Source organism: Polynucleobacter sp. AP-Kaivos-20-H2 (assembly GCF_018882215.1).
Taxonomy (GTDB): domain Bacteria; phylum Pseudomonadota; class Gammaproteobacteria; order Burkholderiales; family Burkholderiaceae; genus Polynucleobacter.
This window is the reverse complement of the sequence record NZ_JACVOX010000001.1, coordinates 100,992-126,796: the sequence shown is the minus strand read 5'-3', so window position 1 is coordinate 126,796 and position 25,805 is coordinate 100,992. Positions and strand designations below refer to the sequence as shown.

Genomic DNA, 25,805 nt, shown 5'->3' with positions numbered 1-25,805 from the left:
AAAGACACAAAACAGTGAAACGGAAAGAGATGCAGATGAACTTAACTCCAGAACAAATTGCAGCGGCACAGAAAGCAAATTTAGAGACTTTGAGTGGATTGACCAATCAAGCATTGCAAAGCATTAAAAAGTTGGTTGAGCTTAATATGCATATTGCGAAACAAAGCTTGAGCGATAGCATGAATAGCGCTAAGAAAGCACTGGAAGTGAAAGACATTCAACAGTTGCTAGCCCATCAAGCCGAAGCAGTGCAACCAATGGCAGAAAAAATTATGGCCTATAGCCGTCATTTATATGAGTTGGCACATGAGACACAAAATAGCTTCACACAATCCGCTGAAAAAGAATTTCAAGCTGGCCAAAAGAAAATTAACTCTTTGGTAGAAGAGTGGACAAAAAATGCACCGGCTGGATCAGATGCAGCTATGCAAGCAATGAAGCAAGCAATTGCTTCTGCAAACAATGTATTTGAAACTAGTCAAAAAGCGGTTAAGCACGCAGTTGAAGTTGCACAAACCAATCTTAGCGACGCAACAGAAACTGTATTGAAGACTGCAGAGAAAGCTAGTAAGGCGACGAAGAAGAAATAATTCTGAGAGAGTGTCTTGACTGCGAAAGCCCCGATTGCTCGGGGCTTTTTCTTTTACACCTCAAGCGCTACTTAAGATTTCTTTTTCACTGGCGGTAAATCAGTGCAATGGCCATGAGCTGCTTCAGCCGCAAGACCGACTGACTCACCAAGGGTTGGGTGTGGATGAATCGTTTTACCGATATCCACCGCATCAGCACCCATCTCAATTGCCAAACACACTTCGCCGATTAAATCGCCAGCGTGCGTGCCAACAATACCGCCACCAATAATGCGATGGGTAGTAGCATCAAAAATGAGTTTTGTGAAACCTTCATCACGTCCATTAGCGATCGCGCGTCCACTAGCTGCCCATGGGAATAAACCCTTCTCATAAGTAATACCTTGAGCTTTACATTGCTCCTCTGTCAAGCCAGCCCATGCCACTTCAGGATCAGTGTAGGCAACCGATGGAATCTGCTTGGCATCGAAGTAGGATTTTTCTCCAGCAGCAGCTTCCGCAGCAACGTGACCTTCATGTACTGCCTTGTGAGCCAACATCGGCTGGCCAACCAAGTCGCCAATTGCAAAAATATTAGAGACATTGGTCCGCATTTGTTTATCAACTGGAATAAAGCCGCGCTCATCCACCTGCACACCCGCTTTACCGGCATCAATCTTTTTGCCATTCGGAGTACGGCCTACTGCAACCAATACCAAGTCATACGTTTGTGGTTCAGCTGGCGCGTTCTCGCCCTCAAAAGAAACTTGAATTCCGTCAGGCTTTACTTCTGCCTTAGCAGCACGAGTCTTAAGCATGATCTTTTCAAAACGTCCGGCATTGAACTTCTCCCAGACCTTTTCTAAATCACGATCAGCACCCGCCATCAAGCCATCCATCATCTCGGCGATATCAATGCGTGAGCCTAATGTGCTGTAAACCGTAGCCATCTCTAGGCCAATAATGCCGCCACCAATAACAAGCATCCGCTTTGGAATGCTCTTGAGCAATAAAGCACCGGTACTATCTACAATGCGCGGGTCTTCTGGTAAGAATGGCAGCTTCACTGGCTGACTACCAGCGGCAATGATGGCCTTCTGAAAGCGCACCACTTCTTTTTTACCAGTGAGATCCTGACCGGTACCATCAGTTAATTCAACCTCGACGTGGTTTACATCCAAGAACTTACCTAGACCACGTACTACTTTTACTTTACGAGCCTTTGCCATACCAGCAAGCCCACCGGTCAATTTAGCAATGACGGATTCTTTGTAACCACGGAGCTGATCAATCTCAATCTTCGGCGCTCCAAAAGTGATGCCGTGCTTCGCCATCGTTTTGACTTCATCCATGACTGAGGTGGTGTGCAGCAATGCTTTAGATGGAATGCAACCTACGTTCAAGCAGACTCCGCCTAAAGTGGGGTAACGCTCAACTAAAACGGTATTCATACCCAAATCGGCACTACGAAACGCTGCGCTATAACCGCCAGGGCCAGCGCCGAGTACCAACACTTCACACTCATGATCAACCTGACCGCTGTACTGCCCTGCTACTGGGGCAGGAGCAATAGCAGCAGCAGGTGTGGTTGGTTCTACAGGTTTTGCTGCTGGAGCTGGTTGAGGCGCAGGCGCTGCACCACTAGCCTCAATCTCCGCAATCACAGAACCTTTACTCACTTTATCTCCAAGCTTGACTGCAATACTAGTAACAGTACCTGCAGCATCGGCTGGAACTTCCATGGTTGCTTTATCGGATTCAAGAACTAATAGCGGCTGCTCTTTTTCAATCACGTCGCCTACTTTAACCAGTACTTCAATGACCGGTACATCTGCATAGTCACCAATATCCGGAACGAGGATCGTTTTCTTAGCCATAGATCCCCCTTACAGACTAGCGCGACGGAAGTCGGCTAAGAGCTGAGCAATGTATACATTGAAGCGAGTAGCTAAGGCGCCATCAATTACACGGTGATCTGCAGAGAGAGACAATGGGCAAATGAGGTGTGGCACAAACTGCTTACCATCCCAGACTGGCTTCATAGCCGCTTTGCTCACGCCCATAATCGCTACTTCAGGAGCATTCACGATTGGGGAGAAATACGTTCCACCGATACCGCCTAGTGATGAGATCGTAAAGCTAGCGCCTTGCATTTGATCTGGCTTTAACTTGCCATCACGGGCAAGAGCTGCTAAATCTGAAGTCTCTTTAGCTAATTCAGAGATACCTTTCTTATCAGCATCTTTAATGACCGGGACAACCAATCCAGTTGGAGTATCTGCGGCAAATCCAATATTGAAGTATTTCTTCAAAATCAGATCATCGCCATCCAGAGAGCTATTAAACTCTGGATACTTTTTCAATGCAGCGACTGCAGCTTTCATTAAGAAAGCCAGCATTGTGATCTTGACACCCTTCTTCTCATTCTCTTTATTGGTGAGAACGCGGAATGCTTCTAAATCAGTGATGTCAGCATCTTCGTGATAAGTCACGGCAGGGATCATCACCCAGTTACGGCCTAAATTGGCTGCAGTGAGTTTCTTAATACGATTGAGTGGTTGGCGCTCGATTTCACCAAACTTCGTGAAATCAACCTTCGGCCAAGGAATCAGATTCAAACCACCTAAACTACCGCCGCTTGAAGCAGCCGCAGGACTACCTGCACCACCACTCATAGCCGCCTTCACAAATGCTTGGACGTCTTCCTGAGTAATGCGGCCTTTAGGGCCAGATCCTTTAACTTGCGTAATAGTGACACCAAGCTCACGCGCAAACTTACGCACTGATGGACTTGCATGACTTACTGCGTCGTCGACTGGCGGGGGGGTATTGCTGATAGGAGGTGGTGCGGGTGCGCGCGCAATCGGAGGCTCTACCGCTTTAATTGCTGGTGCGGCAGGTGCAGCTGCAGGAGTAGACACAGGAGTCGATACGCCAGATGCCCCACCTTCCAAGATGACAACTACCGATCCTTCCGATAAGTTATCGCCCACCTTTACCTTAACTTCTTTGACGATGCCTGAGTGTGAAGAAGGAACATCCATGGTGGCTTTATCAGACTCCAGCACAACGATAGATTGTTCTTTCTCAATCTTGTCACCGGCTTTAATCAAGACTTCGATCACTGGTACATCTTTATAGTCGCCGATATCTGGGACTTTGATTTCGATGGGGGATCCGCCGCTGGCAGCTGCTACTGGCGCAGGAGCGCTTGCTGCTGCTGTCGCTGGTGCAGGAGTTGTTCCTGCCACGCCCTCTTCCAAGGTAATTACAAGGGATCCCTCAGACAGGTTGTCGCCTACTTTGACTTTGACTTCTTTTACAATGCCAGCGTGTGATGATGGAACATCCATGGTGGCTTTATCAGACTCCAGCACAACGATAGATTGTTCTTTCTCAATCTTGTCACCGGCTTTAACCAAGACTTCGATCACTGGCACATCTTTATAGTCGCCGATATCCGGGACTTTGATTTCAATTATTTGACTCATAGTATTTGTCTCTTATCAAACCGTCATTGGGTTTGGTTTAGTAGTGTCAATGTTGTACTTCTGAATCGCCTCAGTCAACTTAGAGCGATCAAGCTGACCAGAGTCAACCAACGACCTCAAGGCAGTGAGAACGACCCAGCGACGATCTACCTCAAAGAAGTCACGGAGTTTTTCACGAGTATCAGAACGTCCAAAGCCATCAGTACCCAATACTTCATAACGGCGACCCATGTGCTGAATTGCTGGACGAATCTGTTCAGCAAATAAACGAACATAGTCAGTAGCTGCAACGATTGGACCAGTAGTATCTTTCAAGCATTTCTCTACATGAGATAAGGCGGGTGCAGCAGTTGGGTTCAACAGATTGCTACGGTGAACTGCAGTCCAATCACGGCCTAACTCAGTAAAGCTTGGGCAACCCCACAAGTCAGAGGCAACACCCCAGTCTTTATGCAGAATCTCCGCTGCTTCAATCACTTCACGGAAGATCGTTCCCGAACCTAAGAGTTGTACACGCAATTTTGCCTTGTCATCACCAACAGACTTGAGCTTATACATACCCTTGATGATGTCTTTCTCCGCACCCTTAGGCATTGCTGGGTGTGAATAGTTTTCATTCATCAAAGTAACGTAGTAGTAAACGTCTTCCTGAACTTCCAACATACGACGCATACCATCCTGAATCACTACAGCTAATTCAAATGAGAAGGTTGGGTCATAGCTGATGCAGTTAGGAACCGCACCACTCCACAAATGACTATGGCCATCTTCGTGCTGTAAGCCTTCGCCGTTCAAGGTAGTTCTTCCAGCTGTACCACCTAGCAAGAAACCGCGGCTACGCATATCCCCTGCAGCCCAAGCTAAATCACCGATACGCTGGAAACCAAACATGGAGTAGAAGATATAGAAAGGCAACATCGGTACGCCATGGGTAGAGTAAGAAGTTGCGGCGGCGATCCAGTCGCACATACCGCCGGCTTCATTAATACCTTCTTGCAGAATTTGACCTGTCTTGTCCTCTTTGTAGAACATCAATTGATCATGATCTTCTGGTGTATATAACTGACCCAATTGATTCCAGATTCCTAATTGACGGAACATGCCTTCCATACCAAAAGTACGGGACTCATCTGGAACAATCGGTACCACCCGTTTACCCAACACCTTATCGCGCACAACTGTATTGAGTATGCGCACAAATGCCATGGTTGTAGAAATCTCACGACCTTCACTAGTGGCTTCAAGCAATGGAGCAAATACTTCTAAAGCAGGAACTGGCAAGCTCTCCGCTTTAGTGCGACGTTGCGGCAAGTAACCACCCAACTCTTGACGACGCGCCTTCATGTACTCTAATTCAGGACTACCTTCGGCAAACTTGACCAAAGGCATTTCGTCCAACTCTTCATCTTTAACAGGAATCTCAAATCGATCACGGAAGCGACGCACGTCGTCATCGTTCATCTTCTTCGCTTGGTGGGCAATGTTCATCGCCTCACCTGAGCCACCCATGCCATAACCTTTAATGGTGTGGGCTAGGATCACTGTAGGTTGATTCTTGTGATTTACCGCCGCATGGAATGCTGCATACACTTTATGTGGATCATGACCACCGCGATTCAGTTGCCAAATTTCATCATCACTCCAGTCACTTACTAAGGCCTTTAATTCTGGTGTATTAAAAACGATCTCGCGAACGTAGCTACCGTTCTTAGACTTCATAGTCTGATACTGGCCGTCAACGATCTCGCCTAAGCGCTGCATCAGGATGCCTTTTTTATCGCGTGCAAAGAGAGCGTCCCACTGACCGCCCCACACTACTTTGATCACATTCCAGCCGGCACCGCGGAACTCGCTCTCAAGCTCTTGAATGATGCTGCCGTTGCCGCGCACTGGTCCATCTAGACGCTGCAAATTACAGTTAATTACGAAAATCAGGTTATCGAGTTTTTCACGACCGGCCATACCAATCGCGCCCAAGGATTCTGGTTCGTCGGTTTCGCCATCACCCAGGAATGCCCAAACTTTACGGCCTTGCTCTTGAATGAAGCCGCGGTCTGTTAGGTACTTCATAAAGCGCGCTTGGTAAATTGCCATGATCGGACCCAAGCCCATCGATACGGTTGGGAACTGCCAGAAGTCTGGCATCAACCAAGGATGTGGATAGCTAGAGATACCTTTGCCACCAACTTCTTGACGGAAGTTATTGAGCTGACCTTCTTCGAGACGGCCCAACATATATGCACGTGCATAAACACCTGGCGCTGAGTGGCCCTGAACAAATATTAAATCGCCACCATTCTCTGGGGACGGTGCGTGCCAGAAATGGTTGAAGCCAACGTCATACAAAGTAGCTGCTGACTGGAACGATGAAATGTGTCCACCAACGTTTGTATCTTTGTTCGCACGCAGCACCATCGCCATAGCATTCCACCGCGTATATGAACGAATGCGATGTTCTATATTTTGATCGCCAGGTAAACGTGCTTGATTTTCAACAGGAATAGTATTGATATAAGGAGTCTCAGCATGGAATGGCTGCACTACTCCGTTTACACGAGCGTGAGAAATTTGTTGATCAATGAGATAGGCAGCTCTCTCGGGACCTTCGTTACGAATCACGCCATCGAGCGCTTGTAACCATTCCTGAGTCTCACCAGGATCCGCATCCTGAGTGTTCTGTTTACCTAATACTTGGTCTGGAACTGCTGCCATTTTTTGTCTCCATTGAATAATGCTTAATTTGTAATCAACTCTATAGGCAACATTCTAGGAAGGTATATGGGTGTAAACAAGCAATTTTCCACATAATGATAGTATTTCTCATAATGTGGTATTTTATTGCGGTGCAAATAAGAAGCTATGAAACGGGAAGAAATGGCATTTTGGATGGGCAAATCAGGCAAAATGCTTAGTATTTATGAGAAAAACAGCATTTTCCAGCCTAGTCCTCAGCCCCTTTAGGTGGCTCCGCAAAATACGCGGATTTAGGATTGTTTACACCCCGCTTTTAGCCATTGTTCTCTTTACAGCAGTCATGGGCATTATTTTGGGTACGCTGCATTTGCAAGAAAAGAATCAGCAAGAGGCTGCCCTATTTAGAGAGCTGTCATTTGCCAAACAGCGTATTCAATCTCGTTTCGCTAGCAACCTTGATGCATTAACAACGATTAATAGAGAAATGGCTGCAAACGAGGATCAATTCAAGCTCAGACAAATTGCGCGCGAGCAAGCAGAAGATCTCGTTTTAAATAACCATGAGATCGTCAAAATCATTTGGTTAAATAATCAAAATCAGTGGCTATGGGCAGCTCCCGCTGAAAGTAACAAATCGGATTGGATTAGCAAAACTCAAAATGATCAGCTCATTAATTCCAGTCTTGCCTCAACTATTGAGCTTAGCCGAGTAACCAGTCGAGCAGCCTTTAGCCAGTTTGTTTCCTTAAATTTACCAGGTGACGCACCGATCCCCACCGATAGAAAAATCGTTCTATGGCAAGTGGTACCTAATATTGTTGGTGGAGAAGTGGTTGGTTTCTTGGCAGCACTCTATACGCCTCAAGGAATATTGGATGCCCTGCCTAGTGAACTGAAATCCCATTACCGCTTTACCTTGCTCACCGACAATGAAAGAGTATTGGGCATTTCTTCCGATAGAGATACCCCTAAAAGAGCATTTAGCAATCAGACAAGTTTAGACATTGGGGTCTTAAGCCCCAACATTAATTTACGCATTGATACCTATCCTCCGCCAACCAACCTCACTTTCAGGATGTTAATTGGTGTTGTGATCGGATTAAGCGCATTCGTGGTTTGGAGCTTGTGGTCTGTACTAAAGCAAATGCAAGTACGCCAAGAGGCAGAAGCAAGCCTGCGCAAAGAAACCAGCTTTCGTAATGCCATGGAAGACTCCACCCCTGTGGGCATTCGTGCGCATGATATGCAAAAGCGCATTACTTATGTGAATCGAGCATTTTGCGAAATGACAGGCTGGACATCAGAAGAGTTAATAGGCCTTACTCCGCCCTTTCCATTCTGGCCAGATAGCAGAAGAGATGAGCTTGTTGAGAAAATGAATCGGGCGATGAAGTCCGACATCAGCGTTGTCATGAGGGTCGGCATCGAAGGAGCGATCTTAAAGAAAGACGGCTCCTTGATACAGACCCGTACCTTTATTGCCCCACTGATAAATGAAAAAGGTAAGCAGACTGGTTGGGTTACCTCATTAATTGATATTTCAGAACCTAAAAAGATTCGCGAAGAATTAGCTGCTTCTCAAGATCGCTTCACCACTGTTCTAGAAAGTCTAGACGCAGCTGTGTCGGTGGTCTCACTAGAAACTAACGCCCTGCTATTTGCTAATCGTTTTTACCGCGAGCGCTTTGGAGATAACTCTAAAGGTCACTTCCAATTAGCGGGCAGCGATACCAGCAACACGACGATGCGAGATATTGCAGAAGATCTTGAGGATTCTCCCCCTGGAATTCCAACCTCATTCCTATACCAAGAATCCGAGTCAGAAGAAGTTCAGCTAGGCGATGAGAATAATCAATGGTTTGAAGTTAGACGTCGTTACATCCCGTGGGTAGATGGGCATCTTGCACAGCTATTGATTGCCACTGACATTACTGCTCGTAAAGAAGCAGATGATTTAGCCCTGCAACAACAAGAGCGGATGCAGTTCACTAGTCGTCTCACCACAATGGGTGAAATGGCATCCTCTTTAGCTCATGAACTAAACCAACCTCTTTCAGCCATATCAAACTACTGCATGGGTGTTGCTAAGCGCTTGGATGGGCATCTTGACCCTGCGCTAACTAAAGATATTTTGCCGGCATTAGAAAAGGCTTCTGAACAAGCCCATCGTGCTGGCACCATCATTCAGCGCATACGAGGTTTTGTAAAACGCAGTGAGCCTCAACGTAAAGCGGCAAACATTACTGAAATTATTAATGACGCAGTTGGCTTGGTTGAAATTGAAGCCCACCGCCATCGCTTAGTCATTAGCTCGGAAATTGCTGAAAATCTGCCCGTAGTTAACCTAGATCCAGTCCTGATCCTCCAGGTAGTGGTCAATCTTCTGAAAAACGCCTTGGATAGCGTCCGTGAGGCTTACCCCCTTTCCTCCCGTTGGTCAGCGCCGCCAGTTCAGATTAGCGCAGATTTGGACACCAGCGTCTTCCCAGCCATGCTCAGAATCCAGGTGACCGATGCAGGGGGCGGAATCTCGGAAAACGTTCTGGAACGCATATTTGAGCCGTTTTTCAGCACAAAGTCCGACGGAATGGGCATGGGACTCAATATTTGCCGCTCCATTATTGAGTCTCATCATGGCAGGCTTTGGGCCACCAATGTCAAAGACTTAGAACAGACCAAGCTGGCTGGCTGCACCTTTACAATACTTCTACCACTGGAATCCCCTGAATCCAAGGCTACTGTTTAACTTCGAATTTATAGATTCACCTCACGAGAACTGATATGAACTTAAGCGCTACTGCAAAACCAAACCAAGCTGAAGTTGTCTATGTAGTTGATGATGACGAAGCGGTAAGAGACTCTCTTACTTGGCTCTTAGAAAGCAATGGTTATGTTGTGCGATGCCATGCTAGCGCAGAACGTTTCTTACAGTCCTTGCAAAGTACCGATAAGTCCACCATCTCTTGCGCCATTTTGGATGTGCGCATGCCTGGTATGTCAGGCCTTGAATTGCAAGAGCGGTTAACCAACGAAAACCTACCAATGCCAGTTGCATTCATCACTGGTCATGGCGATGTATCGATGGCTGTCTCCACGATGAAACGTGGCGCAGTAGACTTTATTGAAAAGCCTTTTAAAGAAAATGATCTTTGTGGTTTAGTGGATCGCATGCTTGCTAAAGCGCGCATCGATTATTCACAAGCTAGTCAACGCAAAATTACCCAGAGCTTACTCAGCAAGTTAACTGGTCGTGAGCGTCAGGTTCTAGAGCGCATTGTTGCAGGCCGTTTGAATAAACAAATTGCTGATGATCTCGGCATTTCTATTAAGACTGTTGAAGCACACCGCGCCAACATCATGGAAAAGCTCAACGTCAACACGGTTGCCGACCTACTCCGCCTAGCTTTGTCTGATCCCCAACCTAATTAATTCCCGGGGTTTTCTATGCCAGCTCAATTATTAGACGGAAACATACTCTCTAAAAAACTACGTACGGAAATTGCTGCACGTGGTGCAATCGTCACCGCCAAAGGCACTAGACCTGGTTTAGCAGTCATCGTGGTTGGTGACAACCCTGCTAGCGCGGTATATGTGCGTAATAAGGTAAAAGCCTGTGAAGACGTTGGCATTCATTCTGTTTTAGAGCGCTATTCTGTAGAACTAGGCGAAGAAGAGTTACTCGCTCGTATTGCCACCCTCAATGCGGATCCTGCAATACACGGGATCTTGGTGCAACTCCCGCTACCTGAGCACATTGCCTCTGAGCGCGTTCTGGAAGCAATTGCCCCAGAAAAAGATGTGGATGGCTTTCACGTTGCAAATGCTGGCGCCTTGATGGTTGGCCAACCAGAATTCAAGCCTTGCACCCCATATGGCTGCATGAAGATTCTTGAAAGCATTGATTACCCAATTCGCGGTGCTCGCGCTGTGATTGTTGGCGCCTCCAATATTGTGGGCAAGCCGATGGCGATGCTGCTATTGCAAGCCGGTGCAACGGTCACTATTTGCAATAGCAAGACTCGTGACTTGGCACATCACACCAAGGATGCCGACATTTTGGTGGTTGCTACCGGTAAACCCAAAATGATTACTGGCGACATGGTGAAGAACGGTGCCGTTGTCATTGATGTGGGCATTAATCGCCTGCCTGATGGCAAACTCTGTGGCGACGTGGATTTTGATACAGCCAAATACATTGCCGGTTGGATTACCCCAGTTCCAGGTGGTGTTGGCCCAATGACCATCACTATGCTTCTCATGAATACCTTGGAAGCTGCTGAAAAGGCCGCCAAGCTCTGAGGAATTAGCTGGGACTTTTGGCAAAATTGCTCCCAGTCCATTAAGCTAGAGGGATGACTACATCCATATCTCTCTCCAGCGCCCTCCCCGCAGAATTGCAAAACAATCCACTGACTACTTTTGGGCGCGGCATTGCTGCCTACTCAGAAGTCAAGCCTGAGCATATTGCACCAGCAATTGAATATTTACTCAAGCAAGCGCAAGACGCTGTGGATGTGGCAGTCAATCCAGGTACTCCATCTACTTGGGATGCCCTCGCCGAACCACTAGAAGATGCTACTGAATTTTTTGGTAGGTCTTGGGGCGTGATATCTCATCTCAATAGCGTTGCCGATACCCCGGAGTTACGCGCTGCCTATGGCGAGATGCTACCTAAGGTCACCGCTTTCTTCTCAAGCCTTGGTCAAAATTTAGAGCTCTACAAAAAGTTTAAAGAACTCAGCAAAGGGCCTGACTTTTCAAAATTAAGTGCGGCTCAAAAGAAAGTCATTGAAAACTCCTTACGAGACTTTCGTCTGGGTGGAGCAGAACTTAGTGATGCAGACAAGCCCCGCTTTTCACAAATTCAGGATGAGCAGGCAACCTTAGGTAAAGCCTTTTCAGACCATGTCTTAGATGCTACTGATGGCTTTGTTCATCTTGTAAGCGATAAAGCTGACCTAGTGGGCCTACCTGAGGATGCTATTGCTGCTGCCGCGGATACTGCCCTGCAGAAAAACTTGCAGGGTTGGGCATTCACGTTGCACTTCCCTTCCTACTACCCTGTCATGCAGTACTCAGAGAATCGGGCGCTGCGTCGCTTGATGTATGAAGCTTATGTCACCCGCGCTTCTGAGCTGGCACCTCAATACGCCAAAGGTAAACTGGATTGGGACAATACTCAGAACATGCTCGATCAGTTAAGACTGCGCGATGAGGAAGCTCATATGCTCGGCTTCAAAAACTATGCCGCACTGAGTTTGGCTCCAAAGATGGCAAGCAGTGTTGATGAAGTCGACTCCTTCCTGACTAACTTCGCGCAGAAAGCAAAACCATTTGCATTAAAAGATTGGCAAGAGCTATCTGAGTTTGCCAAGACCGAGCTATCTATTGCTGATGGCTTAGAGCCGTGGGATGTTGCTTTTGCATCAGAAAGATTAAAACAGGAACGCTATTCCTTTTCGGAGAATGAGCTCAAGCAATACTTCCCTCTACCTAAGGTGTTAGATGGTCTCTTCCAAGTCATTCAGGCTCTGTTTGGAGTTAAGATTGAAGCAACGGATTTGCCAACTTGGCATGCCGATGTGCAATCCTTTGCCGTGAAAAATGCCAAGGGTGATATCGCGGCCTACTTCTACCTGGATCCCTATGCTCGTCCTGGCAAGCGTGGCGGGGCCTGGATGGATGATGCCCGTGGTCGTAGAGTTTTACCTAATGGTGAAATTCAAGTGCCCGTTGCTTATTTGGTTTGCAACTTTGCGCCGCCAGTCAAGGTCGATGGTGTGTTGCGTCAACCTACCATTACCCATGATGATGTCATCACCCTCTTCCATGAGAGTGGCCATGGTTTGCACCACCTTCTCACTCAAGTTAGCGCTTTAGGGGTTTCAGGTATCAATGGTGTTGAATGGGATGCAGTAGAGTTACCAAGTCAGTTTATGGAAAACTTCTGCTGGGAGTGGGAGGTGTTAGAAAAGATGACTGCGCATGCCGAAACTGGCAAGCCTCTTCCACGCGAATTATTCGACAAGATCCTCGCTGCCAAGAATTTCCAGAATGGTTATATGACTCTGCGTCAGATCGTGATGTCTCTCACCGACTGGCGCTTACATGCAAGTTTTGATGCAAAAAATGCTCAAGGTCACGCAGTATTAGACCTTTCCAGAGCAATTGCGGATGAATTCAACGTTATTCCGCAACCAGCCATCTCTCGTTGGATCAATACCTTTAGCCATATCTTTGCCGGTGGTTATGCGGCTGGGTATTACAGCTATAAGTGGGCGGAAGTCTTATCTGCTGATGTCTACTCAGCTTTTGAGGAAGCAGCAAAACTCACTGGCAGCGTCTTAGATGAGAAAACAGGTGCTCGTTATCGTGAAGAGATTTTAGAGGTTGGTGGCAGTCGCCCTGCGGCTGAATCTTTTAAAGCCTTTAGAGGGAGAGAGCCAAGCATTGATGCCTTATTGCGCCATGGCGGGTTAGCATAAGAGTTAAGCCTATAGCTCTAAATAAAAAACCCATCGCTATAGATGGGTTTTTTATTAGAAAGCTCGTGATCTAACTTGGGAGCTGGGCTGCTAGCTGACAATTATTTAGTGCCGGCTTACCTGCTAGTCGATCTTTAATCCAGGCCTGATATAGGGGTGCAGAGGCTCCAGGAGTTGTGAAATGAGTGTTATCGCCCGGCAACTCAACCCTATTAACATTGCCCCCTAATTTACACATCTGCTCCTGATAGAGCTTGCCCATAATTGGGGGATTCGTGGTGTCCTTATTACCCCAATAGATCACTACCGGTGCAATCGGTTTTTCAGGATTCACGCTGCCCTTGACCATAGCTTTTGTCCACTCAAGAGAATTGGTGAATTGATCTTTTAATAATGTTTTGTACTGGCTGCTGTAGTTGAAATTCAGTGTATCCGCCACAGCATGCATACATTTGTTTCGGATAACCTCGTCGAGCACTTTAGCGCCGTCACTCGTAAAGATATCGGTGAGCTTTAGGTTTGGATTACCAGCCCTCACACCCCACATACTCATTGCCATATGTGAAAAATCAAAAACATTGCCAGTAAACATCTTAACGATTCCACTTAATGATTTTTGTGCACTCACTTCATCTACTGTTGAATTGGGCATCATGATGGCGATATCATCTGGCGCTAGGGCAATCACGCCAACGAGCTCAATGCCATCGGCAATTGTTCCCTTTTTAGAGATGTATTCTGGCAAGCTTGCTGCAGCAACTACAGCGCCACCACCCTGCGACCAACCATAGATAATCGTCTTCTTACCAGCGCCAGCCTCCTTTAAAGCGCTAGCAGCTCTAGCCGAATCAATCATATCCATGGCATTGGTTGCTGCCAAAGCGTATTGATGCTCACCTCCGCCACCTAAGCCTTGGTAATCCGTTGCAACCACTACATATCCGTCTTTGATAAATTCTTCAACACTAGGAATGCCGTAATCCATCCAAGAATTTCCGCCAACTAAAAAGTATTCATTGAGGGGGGCTGTTGGATTGAGAACTTGTGAAGGGCCACAATTTTGTGCAGCGCCAGTTGTCCCATGCCCCCAAGCCATGATAGGCCTGCCCTCTTTAGGTGGTGTGCCAATCGGGGCTACTACCAAGCCAGTGGCAAGATGCTTGCGCCCACCAACATCAGATGTGATGTATGCAATCTTCCAAGCTTGAGCACCCTGAACAGACGTCTTGATTTTTTCTTTTTTCAGAATTTGTCCGAGCTTACCATCGGGACTCATTTTGATAACCTCCTCATAAAAAGGAGGAACAGGCGGATCAGCATATACAGTAGTAGAAAGTATACTCAGAGCAGAGCAGAGTGCTAAAGCTAAAGTAGAAATACGAGTCATTTTTTTCATGGCTTAAATGGGTAAGTTAGGATCCAAAAATATCATTAAACACTAAGATCCAGTGGGCAGCAATACATCCTATTTGCTTCATTTATTGCTGATTCTTGGCGGCTTTCTTGTTCGCGCGGCGCTCAAAGAAGGTTTCGATTTCTACATAAAAGACCGGTACCAATGCCACTGCAAGGCAGGTAGAGGCAATCATGCCGCTAAATACGGTAATGCCTAAGGAGATACGCGCTGCTGCACCCGCACCAGTAGATAGAAGCAAAGGCATGACACCCAAAATAAAGGCAATTGATGTCATCACAATTGGTCTAAAGCGCTCTCTTGAGGCTTCAAGGGCAGCATCAACAAAACTCATGCCTTTATGCCTGCACTCAATGGCAACCTCAACAATCAAAATCGAGTTTTTGCATGAGAGCGCAATCATTAACACTAGACCAATCTGAACATAAATATTATTTGACAGGCCTGTTAGCAATAAGGCCAATACAGTTCCGGATAAGGAAAGTGGCACTGCAGTCAGAACAGCTAGCGGCGCTATCCAAGTTTCATATTGAGCAGCGAGCACTAAGTACACCAACAAAATTGAAAGCGCAAAGATCAAGATCACGGTATTTCCAACTAGATCCTCTTGATAAGACATGCCAGCCCACTGGTAAGCAACACCATCAGGCAAAGTTTTAGCAGCTACCTGCGCCAGCACCTTCATTGCCTGTCCAGAGCTATAGCCATCATTGGCGGCACCAAGGACGGCAGCAGAAGGATAAAGCTGGAACTGTGAAGCAAACGCTGGTCCAGTAGTGTCTTTGACATCGATGAAGGATCCCAGGGGGACCATATTGCCGCTCTTGTTTTTTACATACAGACGATTTACCTGCTCTATAGCGTTGCGGTACTTACCGTCAGCCTGCACATAGACTTGGTAGGTTTGGCCGTATTTGAAGAATTGATTGACGTAAGAGGATCCAAGATAGGATTGCAATACATCATAAGCATCCCCAATATCGACACCAAAAGTTTCAGCCCTACCTACATTGAAGGTGAGTTGGAGTTGCGGAACATTGTTTTGGAATGGCGTAAAGATCATCATGATCTCTGGATGCTTTTGCGCCTCAGAAATAAAGGTCTTAGCGGCAGCATCTAACTTAGCAAAATTATTACTGCCATCCGTCAGCATCAGTCTCATCTCAAAACCGCCCGATAGACCCAAACCCGGAATGGCTGGTGGCAAGAGCACAAAAGACTTAAGCTCTTGAACTTGCTTCAGGCCTTGATTCATATTGTTATAGATATCACGCAGGCCCTCACCTTTGCCCCGCTCTTCCCATTTCTTCATGATGACGTATAAGCCGCCTGCATTTGATTGGGAGCTACTGTTGTTCAGCAAATTAATGCCGCCGATTACCACCACAGTATCAACACCAGGAACCTTCTTAATAACGTCAACCGCTTTTTTCATCCCACTCTCGGTCCGCTGCAAAGAAGCCGCATCAGGCAAGGTAGTTGAAACTACCAAATAGCCCTGGTCTTCGTTTGGAATAAAGCCAGAAGGTACAAACATCAAGCCGATGAGAGAGGCGGCAATAATCGCAATCCCCACCATCGATGCTTTAGCTCGATTCTTCATCAAGCCTTCAATCTTGTGGCCATACCAAGTCGCCAAGCGATTGAAATACAAATCAAATTTTTGATAGAGCTTATTTTTAACCTTGTTAGGGTCAATCGGCTTGAGATACTGCGCTGACTGGGTTGGTTTCAGAGTAATCGCATTGATACCGCTAATCAAAGCAGTTGCTGCAATCACTAAAGCAAACTGCCGATACATTTGCCCGGTAATACCAGCAATAAACGAAGCTGGAATAAACACGGCCATCAAGACTAAGGTAATACCAATAATAGGACCCATCAAAGCAGTCATGGCATCAATTGCACCTTGCTTAGGATCTTCACCCTCTTCCACCTTCTTGGAAACCGCTTCAACCACCACAATCGCATCGTCCACCACAATACCGATACATAGAACGATTGCGAACAAGGTGAGTAAGTTGATAGAGAAGCCCAAGGCGGCCATACAAGCAAATGCGCCAATAATCGTGACCGGCACTGTTGTAGCAGGCACCAGCGTGGCACGCCAGTTCTGCAAGAAAATCATGATTACGAGAAGCACTAAGATGCCCGCCTCATAAAGCGTTTTATAGACCTCATGAATAGAGGCCTTCACAAACATCGTGGTATCAAACGGAATAGCCCAAGTCACTTCTTTTGGAAGTGTCTTGGCAATACTCTTCATCTCATCCTGAACTGCTTGTGCAGTAGCAATCGCATTAGCACCTGGCATTTGGTAAATGGCTATGCCACCTGCAGGCTTGTCATCAATCTTGAAGAATTGACTGTAGTTCTGACTACCCATTTCTATTCTGGCGATATCACGCAAGTACGTGATTTCAGCCTTGTTGCCAGCCTTGACAACAATTCTGCCGAACTGCTCAGGGGTTGTCATAGCACTGGTGACATTGAGCGTCAGCTGAAAATCTTGACCCAGTGGTGTTGGTGGCGCCCCAATTTGACCCGCTGTGAGCAATACGTTTTGCCGATTAATGACGGCTATCACATCACTTGGCGTCAGATTGCGCATCTTGAGCTGGGCAGGGTCAAGCCAAACTCGCATACTGTAATTGCCCACACCAAAGACGTTGGCGGCAGCTACACCTGGTAATCGCGCTAAGCGTTGCTGTAACTTGAGATTTGCCAAGTTACTTAAAAATAAGCCGTCATGCTCCGGATTAGATGAAGTCAGGGTTACGAACTGCAGAATGGCAGTCGATTGCGTCTTAGTTGTGACGCCCTGCTTTTGAACTGCCTGAGGTAAAGAGGGAAGCGCAATGGCCACTCGGTTTTGCACATTGACCTGAGCTAAATCAGGGTTCGTACCCACTTTAAAAGTGACGGTGAGGGTATAGTTTCCGTCATTGGTGGATGCAGACTCCATGTAGAGCATGCCATCAACACCATTCACCTGAGTTTCAATATTACTCGCTACTAATTGCTGTACAAGCGTGGCGCTTGCGCCTGGATATCGTGCCGTTACCTGAATCGTGGGTGGAACGATATTTGGGTACTGAGCGATCGGCAAGCTATTAATGGACACTGCCCCAATCAATAGCATGACCAAAGCAATCACATTAGCCAGTACCGGCCGTTCGATAAAAAATTTAGAGAGCATGATTATCGAGCTGGCATTGCCTCAAGCGTGACCTGTGTTGGGTTAGCAATTTGATTAATGCTCAGATTAATAAAGCCATTAATGACCACCTTACTATCGGGAGTCAAGCCTTTGCTGATCTCGACATACTTCTCAAAGCGCTGACCTAAGCTAATGTCTTGACGTTGTGCACGCATGGCATTATCTAAAACAAAAACATACTCACCCACTTGATCCATCATTACAGCAGTCTTGGGTAGGAGCAAAGCCTGTCTTGGTGCGCCATACTGGGCCATAACGCGAGCATATAAACCAGGGATTAACTCATACTTCTCATTTTTGAATATTGCCCGCAATTGCAAGGACCCAGTCTCTGTGGAAATCAAATTAGCGGCGTAATCCAAGACGCCCTCAAAAGGATATCCAACTTCACCTTGAAGACCGGCATAGATAGGTAAGGTATTTACTTCAGACTTACGTTCTGCGTTTGCATCTTGACCCTTTTGAAACTTTAAGTAATCCCTCTCATTAATAGAGAAGTACACATAAATGGGTGAGATCTGCTGAATAGTAGAGAGTTGCACGCCCTTTGTAGTGGAATCTAAATAGGTGCCGACATCCAATAAGTGTCTTCCCATGAGTCCATCAAAAGGTGCTCTGATTTCGGTATAGCCCAAATTAATCTTTGCGAGCGTTAAATTAGCCTCCGATTGCTGGTATTGCGATAAAGCCTTATCAACGGCTGCTTGCGAGGTTGCATTTTCTTTGAGCAAAGATTTTTGACGTCCATACTCAAGCTTAGCTTCGGTATAAATTGCTTGCTTTAATTTCACCTCTTGTATGTATTGGTCCTGCTCAATGACAAACAGAAGATCGCCCTTCTTCACCATCGCTCCGTCAGCAAAACCAATCTTAGTAAGGTAGCCCTTAACGCGTGCATCTAAGTTCACTGTGAGGTATGGATCAACCAGACCGTCAAAGGTTGCAAAACTGCGGATCTCTTGAGACAGTGGTTGAGCGGTTGTCACTGGAATTGGGGTCTGCTTAATTTCTTTGCCACAAGACTTCAAACAGATTAACGCAATCAAAGCAATGAGAACTAATAAAGAAATCCCGATTGTTCGTGGTGAAAGTTTCTTCTTGAGAATGGGAATTTCAACTGTGCTTAGCTTTACTAGGAATGCATTCCATTTTCCTAAGAGCGAGCCCCATAGAGTCACAAGCTTGCCCCACAAGGGCATCAGCAAAAGTTTGGCTTTTATTAATAGATCTTTCATGGCGCAGCACTTCCCTGAGTCGGCGGAGTCGTTGTATTGGGTATATCTAATTTAGTTGGCGGCATAGCTTGAGTGGGCTTTGATGGGTCTGGAGCGTCTACCAAAAATTTTCCGACCTTAACCGTTAAGGGATCGCCCGCCTTAGTAAGAACAGAACCCCAATCTGTGCGATCAGTCATATCGGCAATCATCTGGTCTGGCAACTTAGGTGGACTCATGTCAGCAGTCCAACCGCCACCAAGCGCTTTAAATGCACCTACATATCCGATGAGCTCGTTTGATGAAGTTTGGACTAGGGAGTTTTGGATATTTAATAGATTCTGCTGTGCAGTGATGACCGTGGTGTAATCATTCTGCCCCGCCTTATAACGCTCAAGAGCTAAATCTGCAGCACTTTGCGCCGCAATCACACCGCGAGTTAAATCTTCTTTTGAACTTTTAGTGGTCGAGATAGTAATGAGCGAATCTTCAACTTCCTTCTGGGCATTCAAGACTTGATTTTGATAAGCCAACAGACTCTGCTGGAAAATAGCATCCTGCACGCGGACTTGATCCACAATTGCGCCTCTATAAAACAGCGGCAAGGAAATTCCAGCGTTTACCCCAGAAGAGTTATTGCCCCAACTAAATAAATTAGCGGAGGATAAGGTTCCGTAATTTGAGGTGGCATAACCAAAGAGGCCGCCCAAGGTAAATGTCGGGAACAGTTGCGCCTTGCTTACACCAATCAAGGCGGACTTAGAGGCGGCATCAAATTCGGCCTGCAGAACATCTGGGCGGCGACGTAATAAATCCCTTGGCATACCAACGCCAAGCTCAGATGGAGGCTTCAGACTTCCCTTAGTGTTGCCGTAAGTCTTTTCATAGTACTCAGGAGGCTCGCCCAGCAAAATACTCATGGCATGCTGGTTTTTCTTTAAATTTGCGATCAATGCCGGAATCTGGGCCTTCGTCTGCTCATACTGGGCTTGCGCCTGACTCAGATCTAACATCGATGTGGCACCGTATTTAAAGCGTGCACCTGCGATACGTAAACTTTCTTTTTGCAAAGCTAGATTGGTTTTAGCAACCATGATCAGCTCTTCATAGTTGCGGATATTGATGTAAGTATTCGCAACATCCGCAGTTAAAGACACGTCTGCCGAGTAGAAGGCCACAACCCCAGATAAATAGGAGCTTAATGAGCTCTGAATTCCACGGCGATTTTTTCCCCAAAAATCTAGCTCCCAACTCACCTGCACCAAAGCATTTTTAGAGACCAAATTATTGGGATCATTAATCGCTTCTTGAATTGCGCTATTGCGGGTATTGGAATACGAAGCACTTAAATTGGCGGATGGCAATAATGCGGCATCACTCACACCCAGTTGCGCCTGCAGTTGATATATTCTCAGCGCAGTTTGTTGCAAAGTGAGGTTTTGTGCAGTAGCTTGCTTTAGCAAGGCATTGAGCGTCGGATCATTAAAGCCTTTCCACCAATCTACTGGATCCAGAATCTTGTTTGAGTTTTCACCCAAAGATTCGGTAAATTCAGTTTGTACTGTTGATTTATATTGATCTACTGCCTTAACAGGGGGTCTTGCAAAATCTGGGCCAACCATCATGCAACCGGCAAGCATCAAGGTGCCGGAAATTATGAGCGCATGGGTAATAGTATTTCTAGGTAATGGCATTAAAGGGGTCAGTTTTTAAAGCTAAGGGGCCCACCAAATGGTGCTATTTGTATCAATAATAAGCCAATATAAACCCCAGTTTAGAATACTAAACCTTGCTAATGACTGCTATTACAGGGGCGTGGTCCGAGGGCTGTTCCCAGGCTCTAGGCACTTTATCTACCGTGCTAGCACTACATCTTCCCTTGAGCGACTCACTCAACAAAATGTGATCAATGCGCATGCCGGCATTTCTTCTGAAACCCATCATGCGGTAATCCCACCAACTAAAGGTTTTCGGCGCCTGCTCAAACATTCTGAATGAATCATGGAGGCCAAGCTTAATCAGGTCTTGAAACGCATCACGCTCTGGTGGCGAAACGAGGTTCTGCCCTTCCCATGCCTTAGGATCATGCACATCTTCATCTGCCGGAGCAATATTGAAGTCACCCAAGAGTGCCAAGCGTTCGTTCAGGTGGAGCTCTTCTGTTAACCAATTTTGCAATGCCTTCAACCAGCCTAGTTTGTATTGAAACTTGTCGCTATCGGGCGATTGCCCATTTGGAAAATAGGCTGATACCAGTCTCATCGGTTTCGTACCAGCAAAGCACACTGTCGCCGCGAGGATGCGCTGCTGCTCATCTTCGTAGCTGGGTATGTTTCTAGTGGGCTTCAGAAAGGCTGTTTCTATATCTGAAGCGATAGGTGCGAGTGCCGCTTTACGCAAGATGATCGCAACGCCGTTATAAGTCTTTTGACCAGCAGCCAAACTGAGGTAACCCGCATCCTCCAGCTCTTTGTGGGGGTACTTATCATCCGTGAGCTTAAGCTCTTGCAAGCAGAGCGCATCAATCGGTTGTTTCTTGCTTTCTTGATCTTGTAACCAACGAAGCACTTGTGGAAGGCGAACCTTTAAGGAGTTCACATTCCACGCAGCTATTCGAACTGAATCAGTCATCAATGCCGAGCTCTTGTAACTTACGAGTAATCGTATTACGGCCAATACCTAGACGCTGGGCAGCCTCTACTCTTCTGCCACGAGTAACTTCTAGAGCTGCCTGCAATACGGCCTTTTCAAAACGTGCGGTCAAGGCATCAAAAACCTCTTTATCACCATCTTGCAACATCTTGACAGCCAAACGCCCTAAACCACTCTCCCAGTCACCTACAGCAACCTTGGCAGCAACGGGATTACTTGGCGAAGACTCGCCGTGAATAACGATGGGTTGTTCATTCGCTTCGGAAACAATATCAGCCGGAAGATCGCTTACGCCAATCACGTTTGCAGACGTCATCACCGTTAACCAGTGGCATAAGTTCTCTAATTGACGTACATTTCCCGGAAATGGCATTGCGCTCATTTCTTTTAAAACTTCATCAGACAATTTTTTAGGTTCAACACCCAAAGACTTGGCGCAGCTCAACATGAAATGTCTAGCTAACATTGGAATGTCTTCACTACGCTCACGTAATGAAGGCATACGCAAACGAATTACATTCAAACGATGCAACAAGTCTTCACGGAAGAAACCAGCGGCGACTCTCGCATCCAAATTTTGATGCCTTGAAGCAATGATCCGAACATTTGCCTTAATCGGGTCTTGTCCACCGATGCGATAAAAATGTCCGTCAGTTAGAACGCGGAGTAAACGGGTTTGCAGATCAAAAGGTAAATCACCAACCTCACCCAAGAATAGGGTGCCGCCGTCAGCTTGTTCAAAACGGCCTCGACGTAAGGTCTGAGCACCCAGGAAAGCACCGCGCTCATGACCAAATAACTCCGACTCCAATAAATCCTTTGGCACAGCGGAAGTGCTTAATGAGACAAATGGCCCTTTGGCGCAAGGACTGTGCTTATGCAAGGCATGAGCAACCAACTCTTTACCAGTACCGGACTCACCAGTAATTAGTACTGTGGCATTAGATTGAGCTAAGCGCCCAATGGCACGAAAAATTTCCTGCATTGCTGGTGCTTGACCAATAATCTCAGTAGCATCTTGCCTCCACGCAGTTAACTCTTTCGCACCAGAGTCATTACGGATACCCTGCTCTACTGCGCGACGAATTAATTCAATCGCCTTTTCGACATCAAAAGGTTTGGTGAGATATTCAAAGGCACCACCTTGAAATGAAGAGACAGCGGAGTCCAAATCAGAATACGCCGTCATAATGATTACTGGTAAATTCGGATGGCTTGCCTTCACGTGTTGCAATAAATCCAAGCCGTTGCCACGGGGCATACGAATATCGGAGATCAGCACCTGAGGAGATTCTTTTTCCAAGGCATTTAGCACATCGTTTGGATTAGAGAAACTCTTGTGCGGAATATTTTCACGCGCTAGAGCTTTTTCTAAGACCCAACGAATAGATTGATCATCGTCAACGATCCAAATTGGTTTCATGATAATTTCTCCTGCCTACGGTATGGAATTTGAATATGAAAATCGGTGCGCCCTGGACGGCTATTACAAGCAATAGATCCCTGATGCTGCTGTACAAAGGTTTGCGCTAAGGTAAGACCAAGCCCACTGCCACCATCTCTCCCTGAAACTAATGGGAAGAAGATGCGTTCAATAATTTCTTCTGGAATGCCGGGACCGTTGTCAATCACATGCAGATCCATCGCTAATTTGTAGCGATGTTTTGCAATCGTGACTGAACGCGCCACGCGGGTCTTTAACTCAATTTGTGCAATGCCACTGCTAATCTCTTCGGAAAGTGCTTGTGCAGCGTTATGCACAATATTTAAGGTTGCCTGAATCAATTGTTCGCGGTCACCAAGTACATCGGGCAGACTAGTGTCGTAGTTACGAATAATTCGCAAACCTTTTGGAAACTCTGCCAAGACTAGACTACGCACGCGCTCTAATGCTTCGTGCACATTGAAGGATTCCATCACATGTGCCTTACGATGCGGCGCTAAAAGACGATCAACCAAAGTCTGCAGGCGATCTGACTCTTTAATAATGACTTGCGTGTACTCGCGCAAGCCTTTGTCAGGCAACTCAAACTCAAGAAGCTGAGCTGCTCCGCGAATGCCACCCAATGGGTTTTTAATCTCATGCGCTAGGTTACGCATTAACTGTTTATTTGCTTCAACTTGCTGTGTCACGCGTTCATCGCGCTCACTACGCAACTGTTGATCGATCGGAAACCACTCCATCATGATCAGTGCGGGATCATCCAAAGCTGCAACCACTACATGCGCTGGAATGGAATCTTGATGAATGCTACCCGGCAATGAATGCAAAACCATTTCTTGGCGTTGGGCTAATACATGACCCTGTTTGACCTCAGAAATCATGTCACTTAATGCTACGTTGTCCCCAAATAAGTTGTGCAGAGATTGACCCTCAAGTGATTTACGCGATAGGTCCAAGGCTGACTCGGCAGCCGGGTTCACGTACACCAATTGTTGGTTCTCAGCCTCAAATACCACGATGGCATTGGGCATCTGATCAAGCAATGTCGGAAAAAAAGGAGCAGCCGTAGCTGCTCCCTTGAACGAATTGCGCAACAGACCTGCGCTCAAGTTCTCTCCTTCGCTTACAGGGAGTAGTACATATCAAATTCGATTGGATGGGTAGTCATACGGAAACGTGTGACATCTTCCATCTTCAAATTGATATATGCATCAATCATAGATTCAGTAAATACTCCACCACGAGTCAAGAACTCATGATCTTTCTTCAATGCGTCCAATGCCTCTTCCAAGCTTGCGCAAACGGTTGGGATCTTTGCATCTTCTTCTGGTGGCAAGTCATACAAGTTCTTGTCCGCAGCTTCGCCTGGATGAATCTTGTTCTGCACGCCATCCAAACCAGCCATCAGCAATGCTGAGAAGCAGAGGTATGGGTTAGCCAATGGATCTGGGAAACGAGTCTCAATACGACGACCCTTAGGATTTGGAACGTGTGGAATACGGATTGAAGCAGAACGATTACGTGCTGAGTAAGCCAATTTCACTGGAGCCTCAAAGCCTGGAACCAAACGCTTGTATGAGTTTGTACCTGGGTTGGTAATTGCATTCAATGCTTTAGCGTGCTTGATGATGCCGCCAATGTAGAACAATGCAAACTCTGACAAACCTGCATAACCGTTACCAGCAAACAAGTTCTCACCGTTCTTCCAAACGGATTGGTGTACGTGCATACCAGAACCGTTATCGCCAACTACTGGTTTAGGCATGAAAGTTGCTGTCTTGCCATAAGCATGCGCTACGTTTTGAACAACGTACTTCTGCCAGATAGTCCAGTCAGCGCGTTGAGTCAATGTGCTGAACTTAGTACCCAATTCGTTTTGGCCTTGGCCAGCAACTTCATGGTGATGAACTTCAACTGGAATGCCCAATGATTCAAGAATCAAGCACATTTCAGAACGCATATCTTGGAATGTATCTACAGGAGCAACTGGGAAGTAACCGCCTTTTTTACCTGGACGGTGACCAGTATTACCGCCTTCGATTTCAGCACCAGATGACCATGGAGCCTCTTCGGAATCAATCTTCACGAAGCAACCCTGCATGTCGGCACCCCAACGAACGCCGTCAAAAATGAAGAACTCTGGCTCTGGACCAAAGTAAGCAGCGTCACCTAAGCCGGTGCTCTTCAAATACGCTTCAGCGCGCTTAGCGATAGAACGTGGATCGCGATCGTAACCTTTGCCATCAGCTGGCTCAATAACGTCACAGGTGAGAACCAAGGTTGGCTCTTCATAGAATGGATCAATGTAAGCAGCCGTTGGATCTGGTTTGAGCAACATATCTGAAGCTTCAATACCTTTCCAACCAGCGATAGAGGAACCGTCAAATGCATGACCGCTCTCAAATTTATCTTCGTCAAAAGCAGAGATAGGCACTGTCGTGTGTTGTTCTTTACCCTTTGTATCCACAAAGCGGAAATCAACGAAAGTACATTCCTTCTCTTTAACCAACTTCATCACATCAGCGACGGTCTTCGTCATGCAAATCTCCTCTATTAACTAAATTAGGAATCAAAACTTAAGGCATACACCCTTGTTCATTCCAGGCACCAAACATGCCTACT

The 25,805-nt window shown here is 46.5% G+C and carries 16 protein-coding genes; 5 read left to right on the top strand and 11 right to left on the bottom strand.

Annotated features, from left to right (window positions below):
* Nucleotides 1–35 precede the first annotated feature (35 nt).
* A complete protein-coding gene (locus ICE89_RS00580) occupies nucleotides 36–590 on the top strand; it encodes a phasin family protein (RefSeq protein WP_216264283.1) in 555 nt (184 codons plus the stop codon).
* A gap of 71 nt (nucleotides 591–661) precedes the next feature.
* Here ICE89_RS00580 and lpdA read toward each other — a convergent pair whose 3' ends face one another.
* From lpdA to aceE, 3 genes are read right to left on the bottom strand one after another with little or no spacing between them, the layout of a single operon-like run.
* Nucleotides 662–2,446 (bottom strand): dihydrolipoyl dehydrogenase, encoded by a 1,785-nt coding sequence (gene lpdA / locus ICE89_RS00575; protein ID WP_216264282.1) that lies wholly within the window; start codon nucleotides 2,444–2,446, stop codon nucleotides 662–664.
* Between the two features lie 9 nt (nucleotides 2,447–2,455).
* A complete protein-coding gene (gene aceF, locus ICE89_RS00570; protein ID WP_216264281.1) occupies nucleotides 2,456–4,060 on the bottom strand; it encodes a dihydrolipoyllysine-residue acetyltransferase in 1,605 nt (534 codons plus the stop codon).
* 15 nt (nucleotides 4,061–4,075) lie between these two features.
* Nucleotides 4,076–6,772 carry a pyruvate dehydrogenase (acetyl-transferring), homodimeric type gene (gene aceE / locus ICE89_RS00565; RefSeq protein ID WP_216264280.1) on the bottom strand — a complete coding sequence of 899 codons (2,697 nt, stop codon included), beginning with the start codon at nucleotides 6,770–6,772 and terminating at the stop codon, nucleotides 4,076–4,078.
* 205 nt (nucleotides 6,773–6,977) lie between these two features.
* On the opposite strand from aceE, the gene ICE89_RS00560 reads away from it, so the two are divergent.
* The 4 genes from ICE89_RS00560 to ICE89_RS00545 are packed head-to-tail and all read left to right on the top strand — an operon-like array spanning nucleotide 6,978 to nucleotide 13,239.
* Entirely contained in the window at nucleotides 6,978–9,500 is a 2,523-nt protein-coding gene (locus tag ICE89_RS00560) for a PAS domain-containing sensor histidine kinase (RefSeq protein ID WP_216264279.1), read from the top strand.
* Nucleotides 9,501–9,535: 35 nt separating this feature from the next.
* Nucleotides 9,536–10,183, top strand: a complete 648-nt coding sequence (locus tag ICE89_RS00555; protein ID WP_216264278.1) for a response regulator transcription factor — start codon at nucleotides 9,536–9,538, stop codon at nucleotides 10,181–10,183.
* Nucleotides 10,184–10,198: 15 nt separating this feature from the next.
* Nucleotides 10,199–11,053: a bifunctional methylenetetrahydrofolate dehydrogenase/methenyltetrahydrofolate cyclohydrolase FolD gene (gene folD, locus ICE89_RS00550; protein ID WP_216264277.1), complete on the top strand. Its 855-nt coding sequence runs from the start codon at nucleotides 10,199–10,201 to the stop codon at nucleotides 11,051–11,053.
* 53 nt (nucleotides 11,054–11,106) lie between these two features.
* Nucleotides 11,107–13,239: a M3 family metallopeptidase gene (locus ICE89_RS00545; RefSeq protein WP_216264276.1), complete on the top strand. Its 2,133-nt coding sequence runs from the start codon at nucleotides 11,107–11,109 to the stop codon at nucleotides 13,237–13,239.
* 70 nt (nucleotides 13,240–13,309) lie between these two features.
* Here ICE89_RS00545 and ICE89_RS00540 read toward each other — a convergent pair whose 3' ends face one another.
* The 8 genes from ICE89_RS00540 to glnA all read right to left on the bottom strand — a co-directional run bounded on the left by ICE89_RS00540 (nucleotide 13,310) and on the right by glnA (nucleotide 25,722).
* Nucleotides 13,310–14,635 carry a lipase family protein gene (locus ICE89_RS00540; protein WP_216264275.1) on the bottom strand — a complete coding sequence of 442 codons (1,326 nt, stop codon included), beginning with the start codon at nucleotides 14,633–14,635 and terminating at the stop codon, nucleotides 13,310–13,312.
* Nucleotides 14,636–14,717: 82 nt separating this feature from the next.
* On the bottom strand, nucleotides 14,718–17,852 hold the full coding sequence (locus ICE89_RS00535; protein ID WP_216264274.1) for an efflux RND transporter permease subunit: 3,135 nt from the start codon (nucleotides 17,850–17,852) through the stop codon (nucleotides 14,718–14,720).
* A 2-nt stretch (nucleotides 17,853–17,854) separates the two neighbouring features.
* Entirely contained in the window at nucleotides 17,855–19,108 is a 1,254-nt protein-coding gene (locus ICE89_RS00530; protein ID WP_216264273.1) for an efflux RND transporter periplasmic adaptor subunit, read from the bottom strand.
* A complete protein-coding gene (locus ICE89_RS00525; protein WP_216264272.1) occupies nucleotides 19,105–20,781 on the bottom strand; it encodes an efflux transporter outer membrane subunit in 1,677 nt (558 codons plus the stop codon). The genes ICE89_RS00530 and ICE89_RS00525 overlap by 4 nt, the downstream gene beginning before the upstream one ends.
* An 88-nt stretch (nucleotides 20,782–20,869) precedes the next feature.
* A complete protein-coding gene (gene xth, locus ICE89_RS00520) occupies nucleotides 20,870–21,718 on the bottom strand; it encodes an exodeoxyribonuclease III (RefSeq protein WP_216264271.1) in 849 nt (282 codons plus the stop codon).
* Nucleotides 21,711–23,162 carry a nitrogen regulation protein NR(I) gene (ntrC, locus tag ICE89_RS00515; protein WP_216264270.1) on the bottom strand — a complete coding sequence of 484 codons (1,452 nt, stop codon included), beginning with the start codon at nucleotides 23,160–23,162 and terminating at the stop codon, nucleotides 21,711–21,713. Before ntrC ends, xth begins: the two co-directional genes overlap by 8 nt.
* Nucleotides 23,159–24,280: a nitrogen regulation protein NR(II) gene (glnL, locus tag ICE89_RS00510; protein WP_370625325.1), complete on the bottom strand. Its 1,122-nt coding sequence runs from the start codon at nucleotides 24,278–24,280 to the stop codon at nucleotides 23,159–23,161. The genes ntrC and glnL overlap by 4 nt, the downstream gene beginning before the upstream one ends.
* Nucleotides 24,281–24,306: 26 nt before the next feature.
* Entirely contained in the window at nucleotides 24,307–25,722 is a 1,416-nt protein-coding gene (glnA, locus tag ICE89_RS00505) for a type I glutamate--ammonia ligase (protein ID WP_072582200.1), read from the bottom strand.
* Nucleotides 25,723–25,805: the final 83 nt, after the last annotated feature.

Bases quoted from the DNA above. Each gene is read 5' to 3' on its own strand.
- ICE89_RS00580 (WP_216264283.1), top strand. From the start codon at position 36: ATGAACTTAACTCCAGAACAAATTGCAGCGGCACAGAAAGCAAATTTA.
- lpdA (WP_216264282.1), bottom strand. From the start codon at position 2,446: ATGGCTAAGAAAACGATCCTCGTTCCGGATATTGGTGACTATGCAGAT.
- aceF (WP_216264281.1), bottom strand. From the start codon at position 4,060: ATGAGTCAAATAATTGAAATCAAAGTCCCGGATATCGGCGACTATAAA.
- aceE (WP_216264280.1), bottom strand. From the start codon at position 6,772: ATGGCAGCAGTTCCAGACCAAGTATTAGGTAAACAGAACACTCAGGAT.
- ICE89_RS00560 (WP_216264279.1), top strand. From the start codon at position 6,978: ATGAGAAAAACAGCATTTTCCAGCCTAGTCCTCAGCCCCTTTAGGTGG.
- ICE89_RS00555 (WP_216264278.1), top strand. From the start codon at position 9,536: ATGAACTTAAGCGCTACTGCAAAACCAAACCAAGCTGAAGTTGTCTAT.
- folD (WP_216264277.1), top strand. From the start codon at position 10,199: ATGCCAGCTCAATTATTAGACGGAAACATACTCTCTAAAAAACTACGT.
- ICE89_RS00545 (WP_216264276.1), top strand. From the start codon at position 11,107: ATGACTACATCCATATCTCTCTCCAGCGCCCTCCCCGCAGAATTGCAA.
- ICE89_RS00540 (WP_216264275.1), bottom strand. From the start codon at position 14,635: ATGAAAAAAATGACTCGTATTTCTACTTTAGCTTTAGCACTCTGCTCT.
- ICE89_RS00535 (WP_216264274.1), bottom strand. From the start codon at position 17,852: ATGCTCTCTAAATTTTTTATCGAACGGCCGGTACTGGCTAATGTGATT.
- ICE89_RS00530 (WP_216264273.1), bottom strand. From the start codon at position 19,108: ATGAAAGATCTATTAATAAAAGCCAAACTTTTGCTGATGCCCTTGTGG.
- ICE89_RS00525 (WP_216264272.1), bottom strand. From the start codon at position 20,781: ATGCCATTACCTAGAAATACTATTACCCATGCGCTCATAATTTCCGGC.
- xth (WP_216264271.1), bottom strand. From the start codon at position 21,718: ATGACTGATTCAGTTCGAATAGCTGCGTGGAATGTGAACTCCTTAAAG.
- ntrC (WP_216264270.1), bottom strand. From the start codon at position 23,162: ATGAAACCAATTTGGATCGTTGACGATGATCAATCTATTCGTTGGGTC.
- glnA (WP_072582200.1), bottom strand. From the start codon at position 25,722: ATGACGAAGACCGTCGCTGATGTGATGAAGTTGGTTAAAGAGAAGGAA.